This is a genomic window from Devosia sp. Root105 (assembly GCF_001424865.1).
Taxonomy (GTDB): domain Bacteria; phylum Pseudomonadota; class Alphaproteobacteria; order Rhizobiales; family Devosiaceae; genus Devosia_A.
Genome location: NZ_LMCR01000015.1, coordinates 519,638 through 540,839, shown reverse-complemented (window position 1 = coordinate 540,839; position 21,202 = coordinate 519,638). Strand labels below are relative to the sequence as shown.

18 protein-coding genes are annotated in these 21,202 nt (G+C 67.4%); 17 read left to right on the top strand and 1 reads right to left on the bottom strand.

Going from position 1 to position 21,202, the window contains the following annotated elements:
• Positions 1–181: 181 nt before the first annotated feature.
• The 16 genes from ASC68_RS15995 (at position 182) to ASC68_RS15920 (ending at position 16,633) form a co-directional block, all read left to right on the top strand.
• On the top strand, positions 182–1,939 hold the full coding sequence (locus ASC68_RS15995) for an IlvD/Edd family dehydratase (protein ID WP_055881220.1): 1,758 nt from the start codon (positions 182–184) through the stop codon (positions 1,937–1,939).
• A gap of 81 nt (positions 1,940–2,020) precedes the next feature.
• Positions 2,021–2,890, top strand: a complete 870-nt coding sequence (locus ASC68_RS15990; protein WP_055881219.1) for an amidohydrolase family protein — start codon at positions 2,021–2,023, stop codon at positions 2,888–2,890.
• A 513-nt stretch (positions 2,891–3,403) separates the two neighbouring features.
• Positions 3,404–4,075, top strand: coding sequence for a carboxypeptidase-like regulatory domain-containing protein (locus ASC68_RS15985; RefSeq protein ID WP_055881217.1), 672 nt, complete (start codon positions 3,404–3,406; stop codon positions 4,073–4,075).
• A 1-nt stretch (position 4,076) separates the two neighbouring features.
• On the top strand, positions 4,077–5,258 hold the full coding sequence (locus ASC68_RS15980) for a phage tail sheath C-terminal domain-containing protein (RefSeq protein WP_055881214.1): 1,182 nt from the start codon (positions 4,077–4,079) through the stop codon (positions 5,256–5,258).
• Between the two features lie 23 nt (positions 5,259–5,281).
• Positions 5,282–5,752: a phage tail protein gene (locus tag ASC68_RS15975; RefSeq protein ID WP_055881211.1), complete on the top strand. Its 471-nt coding sequence runs from the start codon at positions 5,282–5,284 to the stop codon at positions 5,750–5,752.
• Between the two features lie 3 nt (positions 5,753–5,755).
• Positions 5,756–6,748, top strand: coding sequence for a hypothetical protein (locus tag ASC68_RS15970; protein WP_055881210.1), 993 nt, complete (start codon positions 5,756–5,758; stop codon positions 6,746–6,748).
• Complete coding sequence (locus ASC68_RS15965) at positions 6,736–7,536, top strand: hypothetical protein (RefSeq protein ID WP_055881208.1); 801 nt, start codon at positions 6,736–6,738, stop codon at positions 7,534–7,536. The genes ASC68_RS15970 and ASC68_RS15965 overlap by 13 nt, the downstream gene beginning before the upstream one ends.
• Positions 7,533–9,041, top strand: coding sequence for a phage baseplate assembly protein V (locus ASC68_RS15960; RefSeq protein ID WP_055881206.1), 1,509 nt, complete (start codon positions 7,533–7,535; stop codon positions 9,039–9,041). The genes ASC68_RS15965 and ASC68_RS15960 overlap by 4 nt, the downstream gene beginning before the upstream one ends.
• A gap of 3 nt (positions 9,042–9,044) precedes the next feature.
• Positions 9,045–9,386 carry a hypothetical protein gene (locus ASC68_RS15955; protein ID WP_055881205.1) on the top strand — a complete coding sequence of 114 codons (342 nt, stop codon included), beginning with the start codon at positions 9,045–9,047 and terminating at the stop codon, positions 9,384–9,386.
• A gap of 3 nt (positions 9,387–9,389) precedes the next feature.
• A complete protein-coding gene (locus ASC68_RS15950; RefSeq protein ID WP_055881203.1) occupies positions 9,390–9,830 on the top strand; it encodes a GPW/gp25 family protein in 441 nt (146 codons plus the stop codon).
• Positions 9,830–12,367, top strand: coding sequence for a baseplate J/gp47 family protein (locus ASC68_RS15945; RefSeq protein WP_055881201.1), 2,538 nt, complete (start codon positions 9,830–9,832; stop codon positions 12,365–12,367). The genes ASC68_RS15950 and ASC68_RS15945 overlap by 1 nt, the downstream gene beginning before the upstream one ends.
• A 9-nt stretch (positions 12,368–12,376) precedes the next feature.
• On the top strand, positions 12,377–12,907 hold the full coding sequence (locus tag ASC68_RS15940) for a phage tail protein (RefSeq protein ID WP_055881199.1): 531 nt from the start codon (positions 12,377–12,379) through the stop codon (positions 12,905–12,907).
• Positions 12,908–12,935: 28 nt separating this feature from the next.
• A complete protein-coding gene (locus ASC68_RS15935) occupies positions 12,936–14,003 on the top strand; it encodes a hypothetical protein (RefSeq protein WP_055881197.1) in 1,068 nt (355 codons plus the stop codon).
• A 54-nt stretch (positions 14,004–14,057) separates the two neighbouring features.
• On the top strand, positions 14,058–15,026 hold the full coding sequence (locus ASC68_RS15930) for an RICIN domain-containing protein (RefSeq protein ID WP_055881194.1): 969 nt from the start codon (positions 14,058–14,060) through the stop codon (positions 15,024–15,026).
• Positions 15,027–15,053: 27 nt separating this feature from the next.
• Positions 15,054–16,094 (top strand): PASTA domain-containing protein, encoded by a 1,041-nt coding sequence (locus ASC68_RS15925; RefSeq protein WP_055881191.1) that lies wholly within the window; start codon positions 15,054–15,056, stop codon positions 16,092–16,094.
• 62 nt (positions 16,095–16,156) lie between these two features.
• Entirely contained in the window at positions 16,157–16,633 is a 477-nt protein-coding gene (locus ASC68_RS15920; protein WP_055881186.1) for a hypothetical protein, read from the top strand.
• Between the two features lie 6 nt (positions 16,634–16,639).
• Here the strand turns inward: ASC68_RS15920 and ASC68_RS15915 are convergent, their stop codons facing one another.
• The gene (locus ASC68_RS15915) at positions 16,640–17,323 is read right to left on the bottom strand and encodes a hypothetical protein (protein ID WP_055881183.1); all 684 of its coding nucleotides are present in this window, start codon (positions 17,321–17,323) and stop codon (positions 16,640–16,642) included.
• 185 nt (positions 17,324–17,508) lie between these two features.
• Between ASC68_RS15915 and putA the strand changes: the two genes are divergently transcribed.
• Positions 17,509–21,060 carry a bifunctional proline dehydrogenase/L-glutamate gamma-semialdehyde dehydrogenase PutA gene (putA, locus tag ASC68_RS15910; RefSeq protein ID WP_055881179.1) on the top strand — a complete coding sequence of 1,184 codons (3,552 nt, stop codon included), beginning with the start codon at positions 17,509–17,511 and terminating at the stop codon, positions 21,058–21,060.
• Positions 21,061–21,202 lie beyond the last annotated feature (142 nt).

Genomic DNA, 21,202 nt, shown 5'->3' with positions numbered 1-21,202 from the left:
CCACCCTTCGGGCGGTCCCCCTCCCCCGCCACGCGGGGGAGGATCACTGAGAGGCCGGTGCGTCGCCCCCACCCCCCAATCGTCGTACATTACACAAAGTCCCTTGACGGCATTCGTCCATGTAACGTTACATTGCACGCCGGCAAAACACCGAACAACAGCCGCACGGATACGCGTTCAGATGAGCAGCCAGACCACCCCAGCCAATGCCGCCAAGCCGGGCGAGCCGCGGGCCTATCGCAGCGCCGAGTGGTTCGCGCGCGCCGGCAAATATGGCTTCGTGCCGCGCAGCTGGATGAAGAGCCAGGGGTTCTCGCCCGAACTGCTCGATGGCCGGCCGGTGATCGGCATCTGCAACACCTGGTCGGAACTGACCAACTGCAACCGGCACCTGCGCGAGCTGGCCGAGCATGTGAAGCGGGGCGTGCTGATGGCGGGTGGTTTCCCGCTGGAGTTTCCGGTGACGAGCCTGGGTGAGCCGCTCATGCGGCCGACCACCATGATGTTCCGCAATCTCGTCGCCATGGATGTCGAAGAGACGATCCGCGCCAACCCGATCGACGGGGTGGTGCTGCTGGCCGGCTGCGACAAGACCACGCCGGCGGTGCTGATGGGGGCGGCGAGCTGCGACGTGCCCGCCGTGCTGGTGTCGGGTGGGCCGATGCTCAATGCCCGCTTCCGCGGCCGGGTGCTGGGCTCGGGCACCGACATCTTCAAGCTCGATGAGGAATACCGCACCGGCAATATCTCGAAGGCCGACCTCGATGCGGCCGAGGCGGCGATGAGCCGTTCGGCCGGCTCGTGCATGACCATGGGTACCGCCTCGACCATGGCGTCGCTGGGCGAGGCGATGGGGATCGGCTTTGCCATGAACGGCTCGATCCCGGCGCCCGACAGCCGCCGTGCCGTGCTGGCCGAGCAATCGGGCAAGCGCGCCGTCGAACTGGTGCGGCAGAACATCACCATCTCCAAGATCCTGACCCGGGCGGCGTTCGAGAACGCGGTGAAGGTCAATGGCGCCATCGGCGGCTCGACCAATGCGGTGGTGCACCTGCTGGCGCTGGCCGGGCGGCTGGGGGTGGATTTCAAGCTCGAGGACTGGGACGCGCTCGGCCGCGACGTGCCGACCATTGTCGACCTCAAACCCTCGGGCCGCTTCCTGATGGAAGAGTTCTTCGATGCCGGCGGTTTGCCGGTGGTGATGCAGCGCATCTCGCATTTGCTCAACCTCGACGCCGTCGCGGTCGAAGGCGGCACGATCGGCGAGCGCATCGCGGATGCGCAAAGCTGGAACGACGAGGTGATCCGGCCGCTGGACAAGCCGCTGACGCCGCAGGGCGGCATGATGGTGCTGAAGGGCAACCTCGCGCCCAACGGCGCCATCATCAAGCCGTCGGCCGCCTCGCCGCGGCTGATGCAGCACCGTGGCCGGGCCATGGTGTTCGAAAACTCCGAGGATCTCAGGGCTCGCATCGACGATCCCGATCTCGATGTCGATGCCGACAGCATCCTGGTGCTGAAGAATGCCGGCCCGCGCGGCTACCCCGGCATGCCGGAAGCCGGCACCATGGCGCTGCCCAAGAAGCTGCTCGAGCAGGGCGTCACCGACATGGTGCGGGTCTCGGACGCGCGGATGAGCGGCACGGCGTTCGGCACCGTGGTGCTGCATGTGGCGCCGGAATCGGCGCTGGGCGGGCCGCTGGCGCTGGTCCGGACCGGCGATTTCATCGTGCTCGACTGCCCCGCGCGGAAGCTCGAGCTCGAAATCTCCGCCGAGGAGCTTGAGCGGCGTCGGGCGGCCTTCGTGCCGCCGCCGCCGGCCTATGAGCGCGGCTATGGCCGGCTCTACATCGATCATGTGCAGCAGGCCGACAAGGGCGTCGATTTCGACTTCCTGGTCGGCGGCAGCGGCACGCCGCCTTCGAAAGTCTCGTTCTGACGGCACGCCCGTCGCACCGCCGATACCGCTCGGTGAGCCGCTGAGCCTCGGCGCCCGCATATTATCTGGAGGATACTGGGAATGACTGCACGTGCGTATTGCGACTGCCACGTCAACATCTACAACGAAGAGCACATCCTGCCGCTGTACTGGACGCTGCATGGCCGGGTGCGGAAGGGCGAGCTCAGTCACCAATCCGATGCGGATTCGCTCTACACGGCGATGGCTGACGTCGAGAAGGCGATCATCTTCACGCTGCGCTATGCCGATGCCATCGGCGTCGAGGGCAATGACGAGCTGACCGCCGCGGCGGTGAGGAAGTACCCCGACAAGTTCGTTGGCTTCGCCTATGTCGATCCGCGCCGCCCCGACTACATGGACATGCTGCACCACGCCATCGAGGACCTTGGTCTCAAGGGCGTGAAGTTCGGGCCGATCTATAACGGCGTGCACCTTTCCGACCCGCGGCTTGAGCCGGTCTACGAGTATCTGCAGAAGCGCAACATTCCGCTGACCATGCATATGGGCACCACCTATGCCCGCAATGCCCCGGTGGAGCTGGGCCGCGCCATCCATGTCGAGCCGGTGGCGCTGAAATACCCCGACCTGACCATGATCCTCGCCCATATGGGCCACCCCTGGTACGACGAGGCGATCGTCGTGGCGCGCAAGCAACCCAATGTGTGGCTGGAACAGTCGGCGCTCTTCTACCGGCCCTGGCAGTATTACAACATGCTGGTGCTGGCCGAGGAGTATCGCACCGCCGACAAGATCTTCTTCGGCACCGACTTTCCGTTCGCCGGCGTGGCGGAATCGGCCGATGGGCTGATCAACATCAACAAGCAGGTCGAAGGCACCAGCCTGCCACGGGTGAGCGAGGAGACGATCCAGTCAATCCTCTGGTCCAACCCGTTCAAGACCTGGTGGAAGGGTGACAACCCGCTGGCGTAAGCGCCGCGGCGCCGTCGCGCCCTCCAAAGCATCCCCCTTCTCTCCTGCAGAATCCGAGGCTCAGCTCAGCTAGGTCCCTGGTTTTCGCCAGAGAGGAGGGCTGTTGCGTTACCGGTCCGCTCCGCGCAGATACCGGGTGGCGCTCGTGATCGCTCCCAGGCTTACTCAGGCCTCAGGCCTACCGGCGCAGGAAACGACGTCCTCAGCGCTGATCCGTTGGCCGAGAACGCGCAGGCGCTTGTCCACCTCGCCGCTTCACTTGCCGATCCTGACCAAGCAAAATAGGCCGTCGTCATCCAAATGGTGGACGCCAGCGGCATCAAAACCCACTAGCATCCGTGGAGGCGGCCGTTTCTGGCCAAAATACTCCACTTCATTTGCGTCTGATTTGCACTGCAAAAGAACACTCAAGATCAGTTGTGGGAACGTCAATTCTGTGTTTATGCTAATGGCATCTGCGTAGGGTATCGGCCACAATACCTAACATATTCCTTTGGCGGCAAGGGTTTACGCATGGTGCATTCGGTGGATCACGTGACCGGAGCCCTCGGCGACTGGTTGCTTGCCAGTTTTCCAGATGTGGCTTTGGCTTTGGGCTCTGTCACCTCAGCCAAAGACAAGCCCACAATACGGGTCGCGCTCGCCGATCTTTACGTTGAGCCGTCCGGCAACCGGCTCAGTCCGACGGTCGTGCTGCGGCTCGACTATCGCATCATGGTTGAAGCCGACGACCCGCTGGTCCAGCACCGGTACCTCGGCGAAATCGCGTTTGCACTGGCCGAGAATCCGGCACTGGCAATGCCAGACGCGGACCCGGTGATCCTGCAGATGGAACGGCGCACCGACGAGCCGCTCGGCCTTGCCGTCTCTACCTCGCTGCTCCGCGCCCGCACTCGAACCCTGGCGCCACCAGTGCTGCATGCGCCTGTGCTGCACGTCGATACGATGGGCACCATCGAGGGCGTGGTGGAGAGTCCCGACGGGCTGGCAATCGCCGGCGCCGTGGTCGAACTGCCGGCGCTGCGGCTGGTGCAGACCACTGGCCTCGACGGCCGCTTCCGCTTCGATGCGCCGGGAGGCGTGACACGCTCGCTGGAGGTGATCGCGCGCAAGCAGCGCTTCAGCAAGACTGTCGTGGCCAAGCCCGGCCAGACCCTGACGCTACAATTGTCCGTGGAGAGCTAGCATGCCGACCTATCTTAGCCCTGGCATTTTTATCGAGGAGATCGAGAGCGGCTCACGACCGATCGAGGCCGTCGGCACGTCGGTGGCGGGCTTCGTCGGCACCGCGCCTGACGCCACTGCCCGCAGCGGCGAAGCCGTGGCGGTCAACAACTGGCAGGAGTTCGTGAAGATCTTCGCCAACGGCGCGTCGACCGGCACCCCGCTCGCCAACGCCGTCCACGGCTTCTTCCTCAACGGCGGGCCGCGTTGCTACATCGTCAACATCGCCGCCGACGCGCCGATCAGCGGCGGCGGCAAGGGGCTCGACCTGCTCGCCGCCATCGACGAGATCGCGCTGATCGCCGCTCCGGGCCGCATCGACACAGTGAGCTACGAAGCGCTGCTAAATGCCGCCGAACAGTTGGGAGATCGTGTCGCCCTGCTCGATGGCCCGCCGCGGGCCGACGACGTCGAACAGCTCACCCGCGCGGCGACCGTCAGTGCCGAAGAGGGGGCTCCGAAGCCGAAGCGCGGCGGCCTGCGCCCGCGCGACTCGCAGCGCGGCTTTGGCGCGCTCTACTTCCCCTGGATCCGCGGGCAGGACGCGATCTCACCGTCCACCATCGTCGACATCCCGCCATCGGGCCATATTGCCGGCATCTGCGGCCGCATCGACGTGCAGCGCGGCGTGCACAAGGCGCCGGCCAACACTCCGATCTTCGGTGCCATCGGGCTGACCCAGGCGATCAGCAAGGCCGAGCAGGAAGTGCTGAACCCGGTTGGCGTCAACTGCATCCGTGCCTTCGGCCGCGAGGGCATTACCGTCTGGGGGGCCCGCACCCTCGCCGCCTCGGCCTCAAACTGGCGCTACCTCAATGTCCGTCGGCTCACCAACATGATCGAGGAATCGATCGAGAACAGCCTGCGCTGGACCGTGTTCGAGCCGAACGACCAGTTCCTGTGGAAGGCCATCCGTCGGGACATCGGCGCCTTCCTGACGCTGCTCTGGCGGCAGGGCGCGCTGATGGGCGCGACGCCGGCGCAGGCCTTCTTCGTCAAGTGCGACGAGGAAACCAATCCGCAAGAAGAGATCGATGCCGGCAAGGTCACCACGCTGATCGGCATCGCGCCGGTCAAGCCGGCCGAGTTCGTCATCTTCCGGATCGGCCAGACCGCTGCCGGTACCGTCGTCGAAACCGCCTGAACGTCCGCGCGAGGAACTGAACCATGCCTTCAGCAGCTGAGAACGCAGCCGGCGGGGCCGCCGTCGGCCAGACCATCGACCCCTATCGCAACTTCAACTTCAAGCTCGAGATCCAGGGCGTGGTGGAGGGCCACTTCACCGCCGTCGCGGGGCTCGGGGCGCGTATCCACCCTATCCGCTACCGCGAAGGCGGCACCAGCCAGGTGGTGCGCGCCATCCCCGGCCCGGTCGAATATGCCGAGGTGACCCTGTCTTACGGCCTCACCCGCTCGCATGACCTGTGGGACTGGTTTACCAAGGGCGTCGAGGGCGCGGTGGAGCGTCGCAATGTCTCGGTGATCATCCTCGATCCCAAGGGCGTCGACGAGGCCCTGCGCTGGAACCTGATCAACGCCTGGCCATCGGAATGGAGCGGCGCGCCGCTCGATGCGCTGGGGCGCGAAATCGCCATCGAGCAGGTGAAGCTCGTCTTCGACAGCATGAACCGGGCGTGAGCCATGAACGGCCCCCTCGGCACGCTTGCCTCCGTCGTGCTGCCCGCGTTCCGCGCGGTGACGGCATGGCTGGAGGCGGCTGCCTTGCGCGAAGCCGCGCCGCTCGGGGAGGCGCGCCGAGCGGAGCTGCGGGAGCAGTATCCGGACGCGCCGGACGCATGGATCGAGCTGCTGGCGACACGGCTCGGCGCGGGGGATGCGTTCGAGCCGGATGGCGGAGCGGCGCCGGGTGTCGAGACAGCGCCATTCGCTGCACCCGCTCCGGGCGACTGGCCGAGCCCCCGATCCGGCGAGGTGCCGGTCGCGCGTCCAGCGCCGGATCGTGCTGCCGTGCCCGCGACGCCAAGGCCGGCTCTGCGGTTCAGCACGCCCGATAGGCAGGCGGCTCGCCCACCCCTCGAGAATGCTGCCACGGCGCCTGCGCCGGAACCACGGGCGAAGGTCGCGTGGCTGGAGCATCGGCGTACGGCGCGTCGTGTCGGCTTCGCGGTGCAACTGGAGCCAACCGCAGCGTCGCCTCGGGCTGTCCTGCCGGCCAGTGACCAGGCGCTGCCGGTGGCGGCGCCTCTGCAGTTTGCCGGCCCGGCCGCGCCGGCCCAGCCGCGCGTCTCCGATATGGCCGCGGAGCCGCCAGTCGAGGCGCGGATTGCGGTGTCCTGGCTCGAGGCTGCAGCGGAGCCGCCACCCGCGCCGGACTTTTCGCCCCCACGCGCCGCACCTGATCGCGTGGCTCCGGCCTGGACGACCGGTGCGGGTGTGGAGGAGCAGCGGCGTGCAGCCTTCGCCCTGGCCCCAACGCCTGTCGGACGCTCCGCCGGAGCGTTCCCCCACGCGCGGCGCGAGGCGCCGCCCCGCCAGCCGTCCCCGGCGAGCCTCGCCGGTCAATGGCCGGACCTGCCCGCTCCGCGGCCCGTGTCCGCTGCCCGCGACACCGATGCGGGTGACCGCCTCCGCCGCCTCATCGACGACCAGGTGGAGCGAGCATGGAACGGATAGCTTTCCTGGTCGAACGCACCGGTGAGCAGCTCTTCTGCTTGCTCAACCCCGAGAACGTCGTGGTGCGCCGCTCTGCTGGCGTCGTCGCGCATGGCGCGACCACCGGCATCATCACCGGCATGACGATGACCGACGACCCCCTGATCGCCACCGGCGGCGGCAGCACCGAGATCGACCTCGACCTGCTGTTCGACACCGAGATCGACAACGAGTTGCGGCCACGCCTGCCCGCGGCGATCGAGCAGCAGGAGGGCGAGCCGTCCCTGGTGGCGCCGGCGGAACAATCCGACGTCCGCGACATGACGCGGCCGATCTGGAACCTCGCCGAGAACGGCGAGACGACGGACGGCTTCGGCGCGCCGCCGCTGGTCCGGATGATCTGGGGCAGGGCCTGGAATATCCCTGGCGTGGTGATGGCGGTCTCGGAGAAGTTCGAGCGCTTCGCCGCCGATGGCCGCCCGCAGCGCTCCTGGCTGCGGTTGCGGCTGAAGCGGGTGGATTATGACGATGCCGGTGCGTCGCCGGCCCGCCTGCCCGCCACCTCGCAGTTCGAGCTGCCCCACGTCGACGGCCTCAGCGGCACCGAGGACCGGGCCGTCCGGGTGACGCTCAGCCCGGACGAGAACGGCCTGCCGACGCCGCGTATCGATGAGATCGTGGCCGACTATTACGGCGACACGTCGCTGGTACATGCCGTCCTCAGCTACAACAACATCGCCGATCCACTCGATATCGCCGAGGGGACGATCCTCGTGCTTCCCGACCCGGCGAGCCTGGTCGAGCCATGAGCAAGCCATTCAACCAGACGGCGCTCGCCCTGGAGCTGGACGGCGCGCCTGCCGATCCCCGACTGGCGCGGCTCGTCAGCGAAGTGCTGGTGCGCCAGGAACTCGCCGCGCCGGCCCTGGCGGAGGTCAGTTTCACGCTGATCGAACCGCGCGAACTCGACGGCCTCGCCATCGGCCGCGGCCTCGCGTTGCGCGTCGGCAGCGATCGCGTGCCGCTGTTCGAGGGTGAAATCAGCGCCCTGACCTATGATTACGGCTCGGCCGGCGTGCCCTTGCTGCGGGTGCGGGCCTACGACAAGCTGCAGCGGCTGCGCCGGAATTTCCGGCCCCGGGCGATCGAGTCGCAGTCGGCCGCCGACCTCGCCGCGGCGCTCGCCGGTGAAATCGGCGTCGGTTCGGACTGCCAGGGCCGACCAGAGCCGCGCGACACGCTGATCCAGCACGAGCAGAGCGACTTCGACCTGCTGACCGACCTCGCCGAAGAGTCCGGACTCTACCCTGTGCTGCGGGACGGCACCCTGGTGCTGACCGGGCTCGACGGCTTCGGCGACCAGGTCGGGCTGCGCTTCGGCGGCGAACTCCTGAGCTTCGAGGCAAGCCTCTCCAACGATCGCAACGTGCGCGGGACGGTGGGGGCAGGGTGGAATCCGTCGAGCGCCGCCGCCTTTGTCGAAACCGTCACGACGAGCCGGCAGGACGCACTCGAAGCCCGGGACGTCGCGGCGAACGAGGGCACCGGCGGGTACCGGCAGCGACTGAACCGCCTCGGGGAGCGGGCTGCCGACATCGCCGGGGTCGCCGCCGCCGATCTCGACCGCGGGGTCGCCCGCTCGACCGCCGCAAAGGGCGAGGCGACGGGCGATCCACGCCTCGCGCCCGGCCGGCCGGTGACGGTTTCGGGGGTCGCCGACGGCGTCGCCGGCCGCCATGTGATCACCAGCGCCCTGCACCGCATCGATGCGGCGCGGGGCTATGTCACCGGCTTTTCCACCGAGCCGCCGACGCGCAACAGTCGCCCCCGCGCGCCGCTGGTAACGCTCGGCCTCGTCACCGACACGGTGGACCCCGAAACAATGGGGCGCTGCCGGGTCAACCTGCCGGCGCTCGGCGATACGCTGGCGCCGTGGCTCGCCGTGCTGATCCCGGGCGCCGGCGCCGGCAAAGGCGCCGCGGTGTTCCCGGAAATCGGCGACCAGGTGCTGGTGCTCTGTCCCGATGGCGATCCGGCCCGCGGCATCGTGCTCGGCGGGCTGTACGGCGACAAGGACCTGCCGCGCGGCTTTTCCAACCAGCGGCCCCGGCCCTTCGTGCTGCGCACCAGCGGCGGCCAGCGGCTCGAGCTCTCCTCGGTGAACGCCTTGGCGCGGCTCGCGACCATCTCGGGCAGCATGCTGGAATTCGCTCCTGACAATGCCCGTCTTGCCGCGGCCAGCGACCTCGTGATCGAGGCGCCGGGCAAGACGATTACCTTTCGCGCCAATCTCATCAACTTCGAGCGGGGCTGAGCGATGTTGATCCTCACCAAGAAAGCCGTCCTCAAATGCATGCATGGCGGCGTCGTCAAAAACGTCAATAGCCAGGACTGGGTACGCATCGCCGAGGACCCCTTGCTCGTCGACGACGACCCGCACGGCCGGTCGATCAGTGCCTGCCCGATGGTGACCATCACCACGCCGCCCTGCACCGCCACCGTCGCCGTGGACGATGCCTCCTACTCCACCTTCATCCGCATCGGCGGCAAACGCGTCTGCCTCGATACCACTGCCGGCCGTACGAACTGGAGCCAGCTCGGCATCACCCCGTTCTCGGTGAGCTCGGTGGCCCAGAAATTCGTGGCGAGCGGAGCCTGAGCCATGACGGTGATCGGCTGGCAGTTTCGACGACTGGGCGCCGGCTACGAGCCGGGTACGATCGTGCCCGCCGGGCCGCATACCTCGCCCTCGGGCGGCATCGCCATGCTGAGCGGCGACGACGCCATCCGGCAGGCCATTGTCATGCTGCTGGCGACCCGGCCCGGCGAACGGGTGATGCGCCCCACCTATGGCTGCCCGCTCGACCGGCTGGTGTTTGCCGCCAACGACGCCACGACCGCCGGGCTGGCGATCCACTACGTGTCGCAGGCCATTACCCGCTTCGAGCCGCGGATCGACATCGTGCGGCTGAGGGCAGGGCGCGCGGCCGGCAGTGGCGCCGGAGAAAGCGTGCTCGAAATCAGGCTCGACTATCGCGTCCGCGAGAGCCAGCGCCGCGACAGCCTCGCCGTCACCCTCGACCTTGCCCCGGGGGTGAACTGATGGCCTTCCCGACCCCGAAACTCGACGAACGCACGTTCGATGACCTGATGCGCGAAGCCCGCGAGATTGTCCGCAACCGCTCACCGGAATGGACCGATACCTCGCCCAGCGACCCCGGCATGGTGCTGGTGGAGCTGTTTGCCTTCCTCACCGACAACATGCTTTACCGGCTCAACCGGGTGCCCGAGAAGGTGCATGTGGCGCTGCTGAACCTGATCGGCGTGACCATGCTGGCGCCCGCCGCCGCGCAGGTCCGGCTGACATTCAGCCGCACTGCCCCGGTCGCGGACAAGCCGATCGCCATAGCTGCCGGAACGCGGGTGTCCGATGTGGCGAGCGCGGTAACTTTCGTCACGCTTGCCGACCTCGAGATCGCGGCCGGCGCCCCATCGAACGAGGTCGATGCGATCCATGCCGACCTGGTGGATGGCGAACTCGTCGGTACGGGCAACGGCGAGCCGGCGCAGAGCGTCCGGCTGCGGCGCGCCCCGCTGATCCGGCATATCCCCGAGCTCGCGACGCTCACCGTCGGGATCGAGGAAGAACCGGAGGGGCTCGATCCCGGGCTGGCGGTGCGCCAGTTCGGCGGCAGGCCCTTCGTCGTGTGGAAGGAGGTTTCGAGCTTCCAGGGGCTGGCTGATGGCGACCGCGCCTACACCCTCGACCGGGCTACCGGCACGATCAGCTTTTCACCGCTCGGCGGGTCCGGCTCGGCGACCTTCAGCCGGATACCGCCCAAGGACGCCGAAATCCGCGCCTGGTATCGCATCGGTGGCGGCAAGGTCGGCAATGTCTTGCCGAACACCCTTGTCGTCATGCGCGACCCGATCCCCGGCGTGTCCGTCAGCAATGGCGGCCGCGCCAGCGGCGGCGAGGACGGCGAGACGCTGGAACGCGCCATGCTGCGCGCCCGCGAAGCGGTGCAGGCCCTCTCGAGTGCCGTCACGGCACGCGACTTCGAGCGCATCGCGCTGCTCGCCGGCGGAGTGGCGCGCGCCCGCGCTTATGCCCAGCGCGAACACTGGGTGTTCGGCGAACCGGGCGTGGTGGAGATCCGCGTGGTGCCGACGCTGCTGCCGGGTGAACCGCCGACGCTGGAGAATGTCCGCGGCCACCAGACCGAGCTGCTGCGCGACCGCGTCGATGCGCTGATCGCCGACTACCGGCCAATCGGCGTACGCACCAAGGTGCTGTGGGCCCATTGCCGGCCGGTGTCGATCGCCTCGCGTGTCGTCGTCTCGCCGGTCGAGGATCCGGAAGCGGTGCGCAACCGCATCCTGCGCCGGCTCGACGACCTGATCTCGCCCAACGGGCAGTGGCCGTTCGGCAAGACGTTGCGCGCCTCGGACGTCTACGAAGCGATCCTCGCCGAGCCAGGCGTGCGGTTTGCCGAGCAGCTAACGTTCACCATCGACGAGGGCCCGCAGTCCGAGGTGGTCGACCTGCACCGCGACCCCAACCAGCCGCGCACCTTCTACGCCGCAGCCGTCAAGCGCCTCTACCGCACCATGGACAGCGCCGAGAGCTGGACGACGATCATCGACCAGCCCGACTCGGAAGTAACAACGGTGAGAACCGATCCCGAGCAGCCGGGCGTGGTGATGGCGCTGCTGTCGGTCAAGGACGTCGAGACCGTGACGGTGCAGCTGTCGAATGACGGCGGCGAGACCTGGAACGTGGTCGAGACGGTGCAGGGCGAAAAGCTCTACGACATCGCGAGCCTCAAGAACGGGCCGCGCGCGCAGCTGTTCTACGCCAGTCGCAAGGGGCTGCGCGTCATCAGTCTGGGCGACGCCTCCAGTTCGATCCTCATCGACCAGCTCGAGGCAGGCGCCAGCGACGCGGCGTTGAACGAGATCGGCGTCTATGCCGTGGCGGTTGCCCGCTTCGCATCGGGCGTCCCGTGCGTTGCAGTGGCCCGTCGCGAAAAGCGCGGCGTGCTGATCTCGCGCGATGGCGGCAAGGCCGGCAGTTTCCAGCCGATCCCGGGCGCCGAGGGGCGCGACGTGCGCCGCCTGATGTTCCAGCGTGAAGGCGACCGTCTGTTCCTCTGGGCCGCCGTTGCCGCCGAACGGGGCGAGAACGGCGAAGGCGTCATCCGCGTCGAAGCACGCGGCGATGGCATCGATCCCGAGGGATGGAAGGTGGTGGGCACCGGCTGGAACGGCGGCAGCTGCACCGGCCTGGCGTTCGCGCCCGGCCTCGTTGCCGCTTCGTCCAACCGCACCGGCATCGCCCTGCTCGAAACCGACAAGGCGAATGCGGCGTGGACCACTTCGCAGCTCGGCTGCGGCCTGCCGATCGAAGAGGACCGCAAAACCCTTGTGCCGCTCACTGGCGTGGCGCTCGGCCTGTCGGCGCCGCTGGTGCTTGCCGGCGCCGCGGGCGGCGTCTTTGCGAGCCGCGACCGCGGACAGCGCTATGTCGCTGCCGGCCAGATCGAGTTCACGGAGCGCGCGCCGCTGCCGCCCAATTCGCTCTACTGCTCGGGCACGCACGACATCACCGTGGTGCGCGAGAACGAGATGGAGGGCTGAGGCTTGGATATGCGGCTGATCCCGAGGCTGTTGCCCGAAGTGATGCAGGCCGGGATCACGCCCGGCAGCGTGCTCGAAACGCTCGTCGGCATCATGCAGTCTTACCTCGCGCCGGACGAGGCGATCCTCGCCGACCTCGACCGCTGGTTCGATCCGCGCCGCACACCCGAAGGCTTCCTGATGCTGCTCGCCGGCTGGGTCGGCCTCGAACGTACGCTGGTGGGCGACCTCGACAGCGCCTCCTCGCGCGCTGCCCCGATCGACCCGGGTGCGCTGCGCGAACTGATCCTGCGCGCCGCGGTTTTCGCGCGTGACCGCGGCACCGCCCGCACCCTCAAAGCGATGCTGAAGATCATGACCGGCGCCGAGGCCATCGACATCGTCGAGAACCCTCCCGGCGACGACGGCCTGCCGCGGCCCTTCCACATGCGGGTCGAGCTGCCCGACGCCGCGCGGCGGCACGACGCACTGGTGCGGCGTACCGTCGAGAACTGGAAACCCGCCTACGTCACCTCCGAGATTTTCTTCCGCCCGGCCTGAGCCGGTCCGCACCAGAAGGGAGTTCGCCATGATCGGTTTTCAACCCGGACGCACGATCTCCTGGGCCATGGGGGTGTCGATCGGCTTGCTGGCGTTCTTCGTGTTCCTCGCCGGCGTCTCGATCCTGCACGACAACGACACGGTGTACCCGCGCGACGACAACGGGCTGTACGCCTACCATGACGACCAGTGCGAGCGGCCGGTCGACCAGGGCTGGATGGTCGAGGTGCAGAACACCATATCGAACGCCGGCTACGTGGTGGTGGGCGTGCTGATCCTGATGCGGGCCGGCTCGTGGGCGGGGCTGCTGTTCGGCCTCAACCTGGTGATCCTCGGCGCCATGAGCGCGCTCTACCACGCGACGCTGGGACGCGAGGTGCCGCAAACCGTCGACGTCGCCTGGGTCTACGCCGCGTTGTTCTCGCTCCAGGTCTACATCGCCTCGGTGCATCTGCAGGCCCGCGAACCGTGGCGCCTGTCGGGAGCATGGCCCGCCATCATCGGACTGGCACTGATGGGCGTGGGAGTCCTCGCCTTCCTGCTGTTCCAGTTCAGCGGGGTCGGGGCCTTCTTCGCGTTCACCGCTCTCGTCTTCGCGTTCACCGCGCTGTGCTTCCTCATCCGCAAGGTGATGGCCGAGGTCGAATGGCTGGGCTGGGTGTTTGTCGCCGTCACCGCTGTCGGTATCGGGGTGCTGGGGGTCTTGATCAAGACGGAGACCGGATGGAGTTCGACCACCCTGTTCGTGATCATTGTCGGCCTGCTGATCGTCCAGCTGCTGGTGCTCTTTGCCGGGGAGAAGACGCCGAAGGGGCTTGGCGGGCAACTGGCCTGGATCGGCGGGCTGCTCTTCGTCGGGGCAGTCTTCCGGCTCTTCGACGGCTACGAGGACAATGCTCCCGGCCCGGCCATCGATGCGACGCGCAAGCTGCTGTGCAACCCCGACCTGGTGGTGCAACCGCACGCGCTCTGGCACCTCATCGGCGCCGCCGCTCTGCTCCTGGCCTACGACCTGGTGACCCAGTTCCAGGCGACCGGCCAGACGTCGGTCGACAAGCCACTTATCTTTCCTGATGCGGCAGACCCGAAATCATGATGCTCTGCTGCCCAGTCGATCGAGATCTATCCGTGTAACAAACGAGGTGTCCGATTGCCTACTTTCGAGTTCGCCGACTGCCCGACCACCCTGACGTTGGCCACTGCTCCCGATACCCAGGAGCAGACCGGGAGCGTCCGCTGTACGCTGCGCAACACTTCGGCGCGCCGGCAGAGCGTCCGCATCCGCATCGAGCCGCTGGGAAACGCGCAATCGAAGTGGTTCGGGTTCGCCGGCGCCCCCACCACTTCGCCGCTCGAGCTCGAGCAGGAAATCGACGCGGGCGGCACGTTCACCGTGACGGCCGGCGTCAAGGTGCCGCCCGGTGCGCCTGTCGGGCCCCAGAGCTTCCGCCTGCGCGCCATCGCGGAATCGGCGCCCGACACCGATTTCGCCGAAGGCCCGGCCATCAGCTTCGAGGTCGCCGCCTCGAAGGGGCCGGACAAGCCGGCTTCGGCCTTCCCGTGGTGGGCAGTGGCCGTCGCCGCGGCCATGGTGCTCGTCGTGGGTGCCGGGCTGTTTTTCATGCTCCAGCCCAAGTCCGATCCCGATCCGCAGCGCGACCCAGCGACGGGCGGACTCAATGGCAAAGTCATGCTGCTCACCAACCTGCAGACGCAGAAGTGCCTCACCATCAAGGATGGCAGCGCCGAGAACAACATCTTCGCCGTCCAGATGAGCTGTGCCGACGAACCGCTGAAGCGTTGGCTGTTCACGGAGGTGCAGCCCACTCACTTCCAGATCAAGAACGTCCAGACCGGCAAGTGCCTGACCATCTCCGGCGGCGAAAGCAACGCGAACAACCTGGAGTGGCTGCAGTACAACTGCGACGACCACAGATCGCGTACCTGGACCACCAGCGGCCCGAGCGCCGACGGAACCTACCAACTGATCAACGTGCATACCAACAAGTGCCTGACCATCGCCGGCGGCCGCAGCACCGACGACGGTGTTGTGGCGGTGCAGTACGACTGCGACACCGACCCGTCGCGCCGCTGGAAACTGGTTCCGGCACAAACCTGACTATCGACCGCTGAACGAGAGGTACGGATGCCGAGCTTCGAATTCGCCGACTGTCCGACGCGGCTGGACCTGACGGCCGCGCCGGACGGAACCCGGACCGGCAGCCTCCGCTGCACGCTGCGCAACACCTCGTCGCGGCGCCAGACGATGCGCATCCGCATCGAGGCGCTGTCTGGCGCCCGCTCGGATTGGTTCAACCTCGCCACGGCGCCGCCGACCTCCCCGCTGGAGATCGAGGAGGACATCGCTGCCGGTAGCACGCTGACCGTCGAAGCGCTGGTCAAGGTGCCGCCGCAGCCGGCCGCGACCGATCACGCCTTCCGCCTGCGAGTTACCTCGGAAGCGCAGCCGGACACCGATTTCGCCGAAGGACCAGCGGTCGCGTTCCACATCGATGCGACCGAGCGACGCGAGGTCAAGCGGCCGTTCCCCTGGTGGGCCGTGGCGGTCGCCGCGGTTTTCCTGCTGGTCGTCGCCGGCGGCGTCGCGTACCTGATGTGGCCCCGGCTCGAGCTCGACATGGTGCGAGGCCATCCACTGGAGGAGGCCAAGGCGATCGCGGCCAAGCACGGCTTTGCGAACATCGGGGCGAAACCGGGAGAGCCAGAACCCGGACACGACCCGGCGCAGCAGATCGTCGTTGCTCTGGGCAAGGACGACACCACCGGCGCGACCATCCTGCTGTTCGACCCCGGTGTCCTGGTGCCGAAAGTCGCCCGCTCCGACCCCCGGGATGCCCAACAGGCGCTGACCCAGAAGGGCTTCACGGCAAGCATCGTGGCAGAGACTTCGCACGTTGACGGCTTCGGTGATACCGAAGTCACGCGCACCAGCCCACCGGAGGAGCAGCCGGCGGCGATGGGAAGCGCCGTGACCGTCATGGTCAACATCAAGAAGCCCAATAGCGGTGGCGGAGGTGGAGGCGGTGTCGGACCCGGCGGCATTCACCCGTGCACCCCTTGGCCCGCCTGCATCCTCGTCATCGAAGTTGATCCTGTGCTCAGCCCCCCACGTATCGACCCTCGAGTGTACGATCCTTTACCCTCGATAGGTTCATTCCCGCAGTAACTGACGTCTCGCCGCTTACCATCGACGACTCCGTCTTCATCCTCATTGGGCAGCAGGCCGCGATGCGCGCTATTATCATCGTCCTCCTCATCGTCGGTGCGGTGTTCGTTGGCACCCTGCTGTTCTATCCGCAGGAGCCCGCGACCAGCGAGAAGCCCGGCTATCGCCCGACGCTGCCGGAATGGGCCGCGTTCCTGAAGTTTCAACCGCCATCGGCCGAGCCCCTGCCAGGCACCACGCTGCCGACGTCACTGGCTGGCGCCGAGAGCTGGAGCGGCCGGTTCACCGCAGGAGATCGCAAGGTCGCCACGGTTCGGGTACGGCTGGTCGACGGCAAGGCGGTTACGGTGACGGCAAGCGAGCCGGGACAGGACGAGCAATTTCTCTGCATCGTGGCCAAGGGGGCACAGCGCCCCCCGGGCTGCGACGACAAGAACATGGCCGATGGGCTTGAGGGCAGCGTCGTGGTGCGCAAGGGCACCGCCACGACAAACATCAGCGCCCCGTCCGGCCCTGTAACGCTCGCGGTCAACGACTGATGACAGTCAGACCGGCACGACGCTGCGGAGCGCTGCGACGATGGCGAACAATGCCCCCACCAGCAGGATCACCAACCAGACGATCAGTGCGATGGCTATGACCACTGCGCCGACCGCGTCGGCGATGCTGACAAGGAAGCCGGGCGGTAGCGTGTGCAGCAGGCCGAGTCCGAAGCTCAGGCCAACCGAACAAAGCGTCAGCAGCATGAATCCCTTGTTCTTGAGGAACGACATGCTGGCGAACAGGATGAGCCCGACACCGACAAGCTTCAGCATCATCGCGAGCGACAGCACCATTTTGGCGCTCGCCGTATCGAAATCGCCCCAGATGGCAAGGTAGGCGATGGTACCGAAAGGCACGGCGAGCAGCAGGCTCACCATCGTCATCACGAATGCGAAAGTGAAATACGCCAAGACGATCGTGGCGATGAGCGCGAGCAGCGAAAGAACCAGCGTGACGATGCCCTGGACGCGCGAGAACACCGCTGGCACCACCGGCAGGAAATCGACGAAGATCAGCGCCAACGAATAAAGGAAGATGAGGTCGAAATAAGCCATCGCTGTAATGCCGACGCCGGGCAGCTCGACATTACTATGTAACGGCAGCCACTGCGCGCCAAACTCGAGCCCGAAGGCGAGCACGATGGCAAAAGCGCCTAGACAGAAGCAGATCAGCTTGGTCGGTTGCATGGGCTCAACCTGCTCGCGTGCATCTCTGACTATAGCGTGCCGCAAGCGGCGGAGCGATACGAATCCGCGGCCATCCCAGAGGGCCGGCCAGCCCTTTTAGCTCCACTAAAATTCCTGTTGCCGCCATCACATTTTCCCCACACAAATCAGCGACGCGTGCCACAGTTCAGGGCACGGGGGCATAAATGGGCGATCTCAACGAACTCCGCGGCCGGATCCGGGCAGCACTTCTGGCCGACGAGGCCGAAACCATCGCGCGGCTCACGGCCGATGCGGCACTGACCGACGCCGACCGCGCCGCCATCGGGCAGCGGGCGCTGCAGCTGGTGGAAAAGGTGCGCGCCGCGCAGTCCTCCGGCATGCTGGAATCCTTTCTCGCCGAATATTCGCTCTCGACCGACGAGGGCATCGCGCTGATGTGCCTCGCCGAAGCGCTGCTGCGCGTCCCCGATAACCGCACCATCGACGACCTGATCGAGGACAAGATCGCGCCGTCGCGCTGGGCCGAGCATCTCGACCGGGCCAATTCGGCTTTGGTCAACGTCTCGACCCTGGCGCTCACCCTGACCGGCTCGGTGCTGCGCGAGGGCGGGGCAGGGATCGCCGGCACCATCAAGAATTTCGTGCAGCGCATCGGCGAGCCGGTGATCCGCTCGGCCGTGATGCAGGCAATGAAGATTCTCGGCAGCCAGTTCGTGCTTGGCCGCGACATCGAGGAGGCGACCCGCATCGCCCGCCGGGCGGAGAAGGACGGCTTCACCTATTCCTACGACATGCTGGGCGAGGCCGCCCGCACCGAAGCCGACGCCAAGCGCTATCGCGCCGCCTATGCCGAAGCCATCGCGGTGCTTGCTACCCGTTCCACCGCCGGTTCCGTGCGTGACAACCCGGGCGTCTCGGTAAAACTCTCGGCGCTGCATCCGCGCTACGAGTTCATGAAGCGCGAGCGGGTGATGGACGAGTTGGTCGAGCGCACGCTCGCCCTCGCCATGATGGCGCGCGGCGCCAATATGGGCTTCAACATCGATGCCGAGGAGGCCGACCGGCTCGACCTCAGCCTCGACGTGATATCAGCGGTGCTGGCCGATGAGCGGCTTGCCGGCTGGGATGGGTTCGGCATCGTGGTGCAGGCCTATGGCCAGCGTGCCAGCCATGTCATCGACTGGATCGAGGCGCTGGCCGACAGCCTCGACCGCCGCATCATGGTGCGACTGGTAAAGGGCGCCTATTGGGACAGCGAGATCAAGCGCGCCCAGGTGCTGGGGCTCGATGGCTTCCCGGTGTTCACCCGCAAACCCGCGACTGATGTCAGCTACATCGCCAACGCCAAGCGGCTCTTGTCGAAGACGCATCGCATCTACCCGCAGTTCGCCACCCACAACGCCCATAGCGTCGCGGCGGTGCTGGAGCTGGCGCAGCGGCTCGGCGTTGCTAACGACGCCTTCGAGTTCCAGCGCCTGCATGGCATGGGCGAGCGGCTGCACGAGATCATCCACGACGAGCAGCAGACCCGCACCCGCATCTATGCGCCGGTCGGCCGGCATGCCGATCTCCTCGCCTATCTGGTGCGGCGCCTGCTCGAGAACGGCGCCAATGGCTCGTTCGTCAACATGATCGCCGATCGCGATGTGCCGGCCGCCGCCGTGGTGCAGGACCCGTTCGAGGCGGTGACGCACGCCGTCGCCAAGGTGCGGGCGCCCGCCGAACTGTTCGCGCCGCGCCGCGCCAACTCCAGGGGGCACGACCTGACCGACCCGCTGGCGGTCAACTATCTGCTCGCCGATCGCGACCGGTTCCGGCCGAGCGAGAAGCGCTGGCACGCCGTGCCGGCGTCGCTGGTCGCCGGCAGCCAGGGCGAGCAGTTTTCGATCATCAGTCCCGCCACCGGCGAGCCGGTGGGCGACGCCATCGGGGCAGGGCCGGAGACGCTGGAGCTGGCGATTGCCACGGCCAGGGACGCAGCGCCCGGCTGGGCGGCGCGCCCGGTGGCCGAGCGCGCCCTGCTGCTCAGGCAGGTTGCCGATCTCTATGAGGACAATGCCGCCGAGTTCTTCGCGCTCTGCGCCCGCGAAGCCGGCAAGACCCTCAACGATGCGGTGAGCGAAGTGCGCGAGGCCGTGGATTTCCTTCGCTATTACGCCGGCGAGGCCGAAGCGAGCGAACCGCGCCAGCCGCTCGGCGTGTTCACCTGCATCTCGCCGTGGAATTTCCCGCTCGCCATCTTCACCGGCCAGATCGCCGCGGCTTTGGTTGCCGGCAATACGGTGCTGGCGAAGCCCGCCGAGACCACGCCGCTGATCGCGGCACTGGCGGTGCGGCTGATGGTGCAGGCCGGCATTCCCGAGGACGTGGTGCAACTGGTGCCGGGCTCCGGCCCGGTGGTCGGCTCGGTGCTCACCTCCGACCCGCGCATCGACGGGGTGTGCTTTACCGGCTCGCTCGCCACCGCCAAAGCGATCGACGTGAAGATGGCCGACAATCTCGCCGCCGGCGCGGCGCTGATCGCCGAGACCGGCGGGCTCAACGCCATGATCGTCGATTCGACCGCTTTGCCCGAGCAGGCGGTGCGCGACATCCTTGCTTCCGCCTTCCAGTCGGCTGGGCAGCGCTGCTCGGCGCTGCGCATCCTCTATGTGCAGGAAGATGCGGCCGAGCGGACGCTCGAAATGCTCTATGGCGCCATGGACGAGCTGAAGCTTGGCGACCCCTGGGATCTCTCGGTCGATATCGGCCCGGTGATCGACAGCAAGGCCAAGGCGAAGATGGACGCCTATATCGCCGAGTTCACCGCCCGCGACGCCGTGCTGCACCAGCTCAAAGCGCCGGAGCAGGGGACGTTCGTGCCGCCGACGGTGCTGAAAGTCTCGGGTATTGCCGAGATGAAGGAAGAAATCTTCGGACCGGTGCTGCACGTCGCGACCTTCAAGGCCGAAGACCTCGATGCGGTGGTCAACGCCATCAATGCCTCGGGCTATGGGCTGACCTTCGGGCTCCACACCCGCATCGACGGGCGGGTGGAGGAGCTCTCCGACCGCATCCGGGCCGGCAACATCTATGTCAACCGCAACCAGATCGGCGCGGTGGTCGGCTCGCAACCCTTCGGCGGCGAGAGCCTCAGCGGCACCGGCCCGAAGGCGGGTGGGCCGAATTACCTGAAGCGCTTCTGGCGCCCGGCCGAGGCGTTCGAACCGTCCACCGGGGTCAACCCGCTCTCGGGCCTCTCGATCGGCTTTGCCATCGCCGCGGTCGACCAGGTGAAGATCGGCATCGAACGGGTGGGGATCGAGCCGGCGCAGGAGCTGTTGCCCGGCCCGACCGGCGAATCCAACACGCTCTACACCTGGCCGCGCGGCGTGGTGCTCTGTCTCGGGCCCGATACGCAAAGCGCGCTGCAGCAGGCGACGCTGGCGCTCGAGCAGGGCAATGGCGTGCTGGTCGTCGCCCCCGGCGCCAGCCGCATCGCCGAAGCGCTGGGCGCCAATGGCGAACCGATCGGCGGGCTGGACAAGAAGCTCAGCCCCGCCGCCATCGAGGCCGGGCTCAACGTCGACGCCATCATGCATTTCGGCACCGACGCGGATCTGCGGCCGTGGCGGCAGGCGCTCAGCCGCCGCGAGGGGATGATCATCCCGCTGGTCACTCGGCCGAGCGACGCCGAGCGGCTGATCACCGAGCGGCATGTCTGCATCGATACGACGGCCAGCGGCGGGAATGCGGAGTTGCTGGCGGGGCAGTAGCCGACTGCCGGCAGACGGCCCCCTCCCATCCTCCCCCATAAAGGGGGAGGTGCCCCGCTGGTGCGCTTGGCACGATCACAGACAGAGCCTCGACTCTTCACCTCCCCCTTTATGGGGGAGGCCGGGAGGGGGCCGTCTCTCT

Excerpts from the sequence above, each read along its gene's own strand:
- ASC68_RS15995 (WP_055881220.1), top strand. The coding sequence starts at position 182 with ATGAGCAGCCAGACCACCCCAGCCAATGCCGCCAAGCCGGGCGAGCCG.
- ASC68_RS15990 (WP_055881219.1), top strand. The coding sequence starts at position 2,021 with ATGACTGCACGTGCGTATTGCGACTGCCACGTCAACATCTACAACGAA.
- ASC68_RS15985 (WP_055881217.1), top strand. The coding sequence starts at position 3,404 with ATGGTGCATTCGGTGGATCACGTGACCGGAGCCCTCGGCGACTGGTTG.
- ASC68_RS15980 (WP_055881214.1), top strand. The coding sequence starts at position 4,077 with ATGCCGACCTATCTTAGCCCTGGCATTTTTATCGAGGAGATCGAGAGC.
- ASC68_RS15975 (WP_055881211.1), top strand. The coding sequence starts at position 5,282 with ATGCCTTCAGCAGCTGAGAACGCAGCCGGCGGGGCCGCCGTCGGCCAG.
- ASC68_RS15970 (WP_055881210.1), top strand. The coding sequence starts at position 5,756 with ATGAACGGCCCCCTCGGCACGCTTGCCTCCGTCGTGCTGCCCGCGTTC.
- ASC68_RS15965 (WP_055881208.1), top strand. The coding sequence starts at position 6,736 with ATGGAACGGATAGCTTTCCTGGTCGAACGCACCGGTGAGCAGCTCTTC.
- ASC68_RS15960 (WP_055881206.1), top strand. The coding sequence starts at position 7,533 with ATGAGCAAGCCATTCAACCAGACGGCGCTCGCCCTGGAGCTGGACGGC.
- ASC68_RS15955 (WP_055881205.1), top strand. The coding sequence starts at position 9,045 with ATGTTGATCCTCACCAAGAAAGCCGTCCTCAAATGCATGCATGGCGGC.
- ASC68_RS15950 (WP_055881203.1), top strand. The coding sequence starts at position 9,390 with ATGACGGTGATCGGCTGGCAGTTTCGACGACTGGGCGCCGGCTACGAG.
- ASC68_RS15945 (WP_055881201.1), top strand. The coding sequence starts at position 9,830 with ATGGCCTTCCCGACCCCGAAACTCGACGAACGCACGTTCGATGACCTG.
- ASC68_RS15940 (WP_055881199.1), top strand. The coding sequence starts at position 12,377 with ATGCGGCTGATCCCGAGGCTGTTGCCCGAAGTGATGCAGGCCGGGATC.
- ASC68_RS15935 (WP_055881197.1), top strand. The coding sequence starts at position 12,936 with ATGATCGGTTTTCAACCCGGACGCACGATCTCCTGGGCCATGGGGGTG.
- ASC68_RS15925 (WP_055881191.1), top strand. The coding sequence starts at position 15,054 with ATGCCGAGCTTCGAATTCGCCGACTGTCCGACGCGGCTGGACCTGACG.
- ASC68_RS15920 (WP_055881186.1), top strand. The coding sequence starts at position 16,157 with ATGCGCGCTATTATCATCGTCCTCCTCATCGTCGGTGCGGTGTTCGTT.
- ASC68_RS15915 (WP_055881183.1), bottom strand. The coding sequence starts at position 17,323 with ATGCAACCGACCAAGCTGATCTGCTTCTGTCTAGGCGCTTTTGCCATC.
- putA (WP_055881179.1), top strand. The coding sequence starts at position 17,509 with ATGGGCGATCTCAACGAACTCCGCGGCCGGATCCGGGCAGCACTTCTG.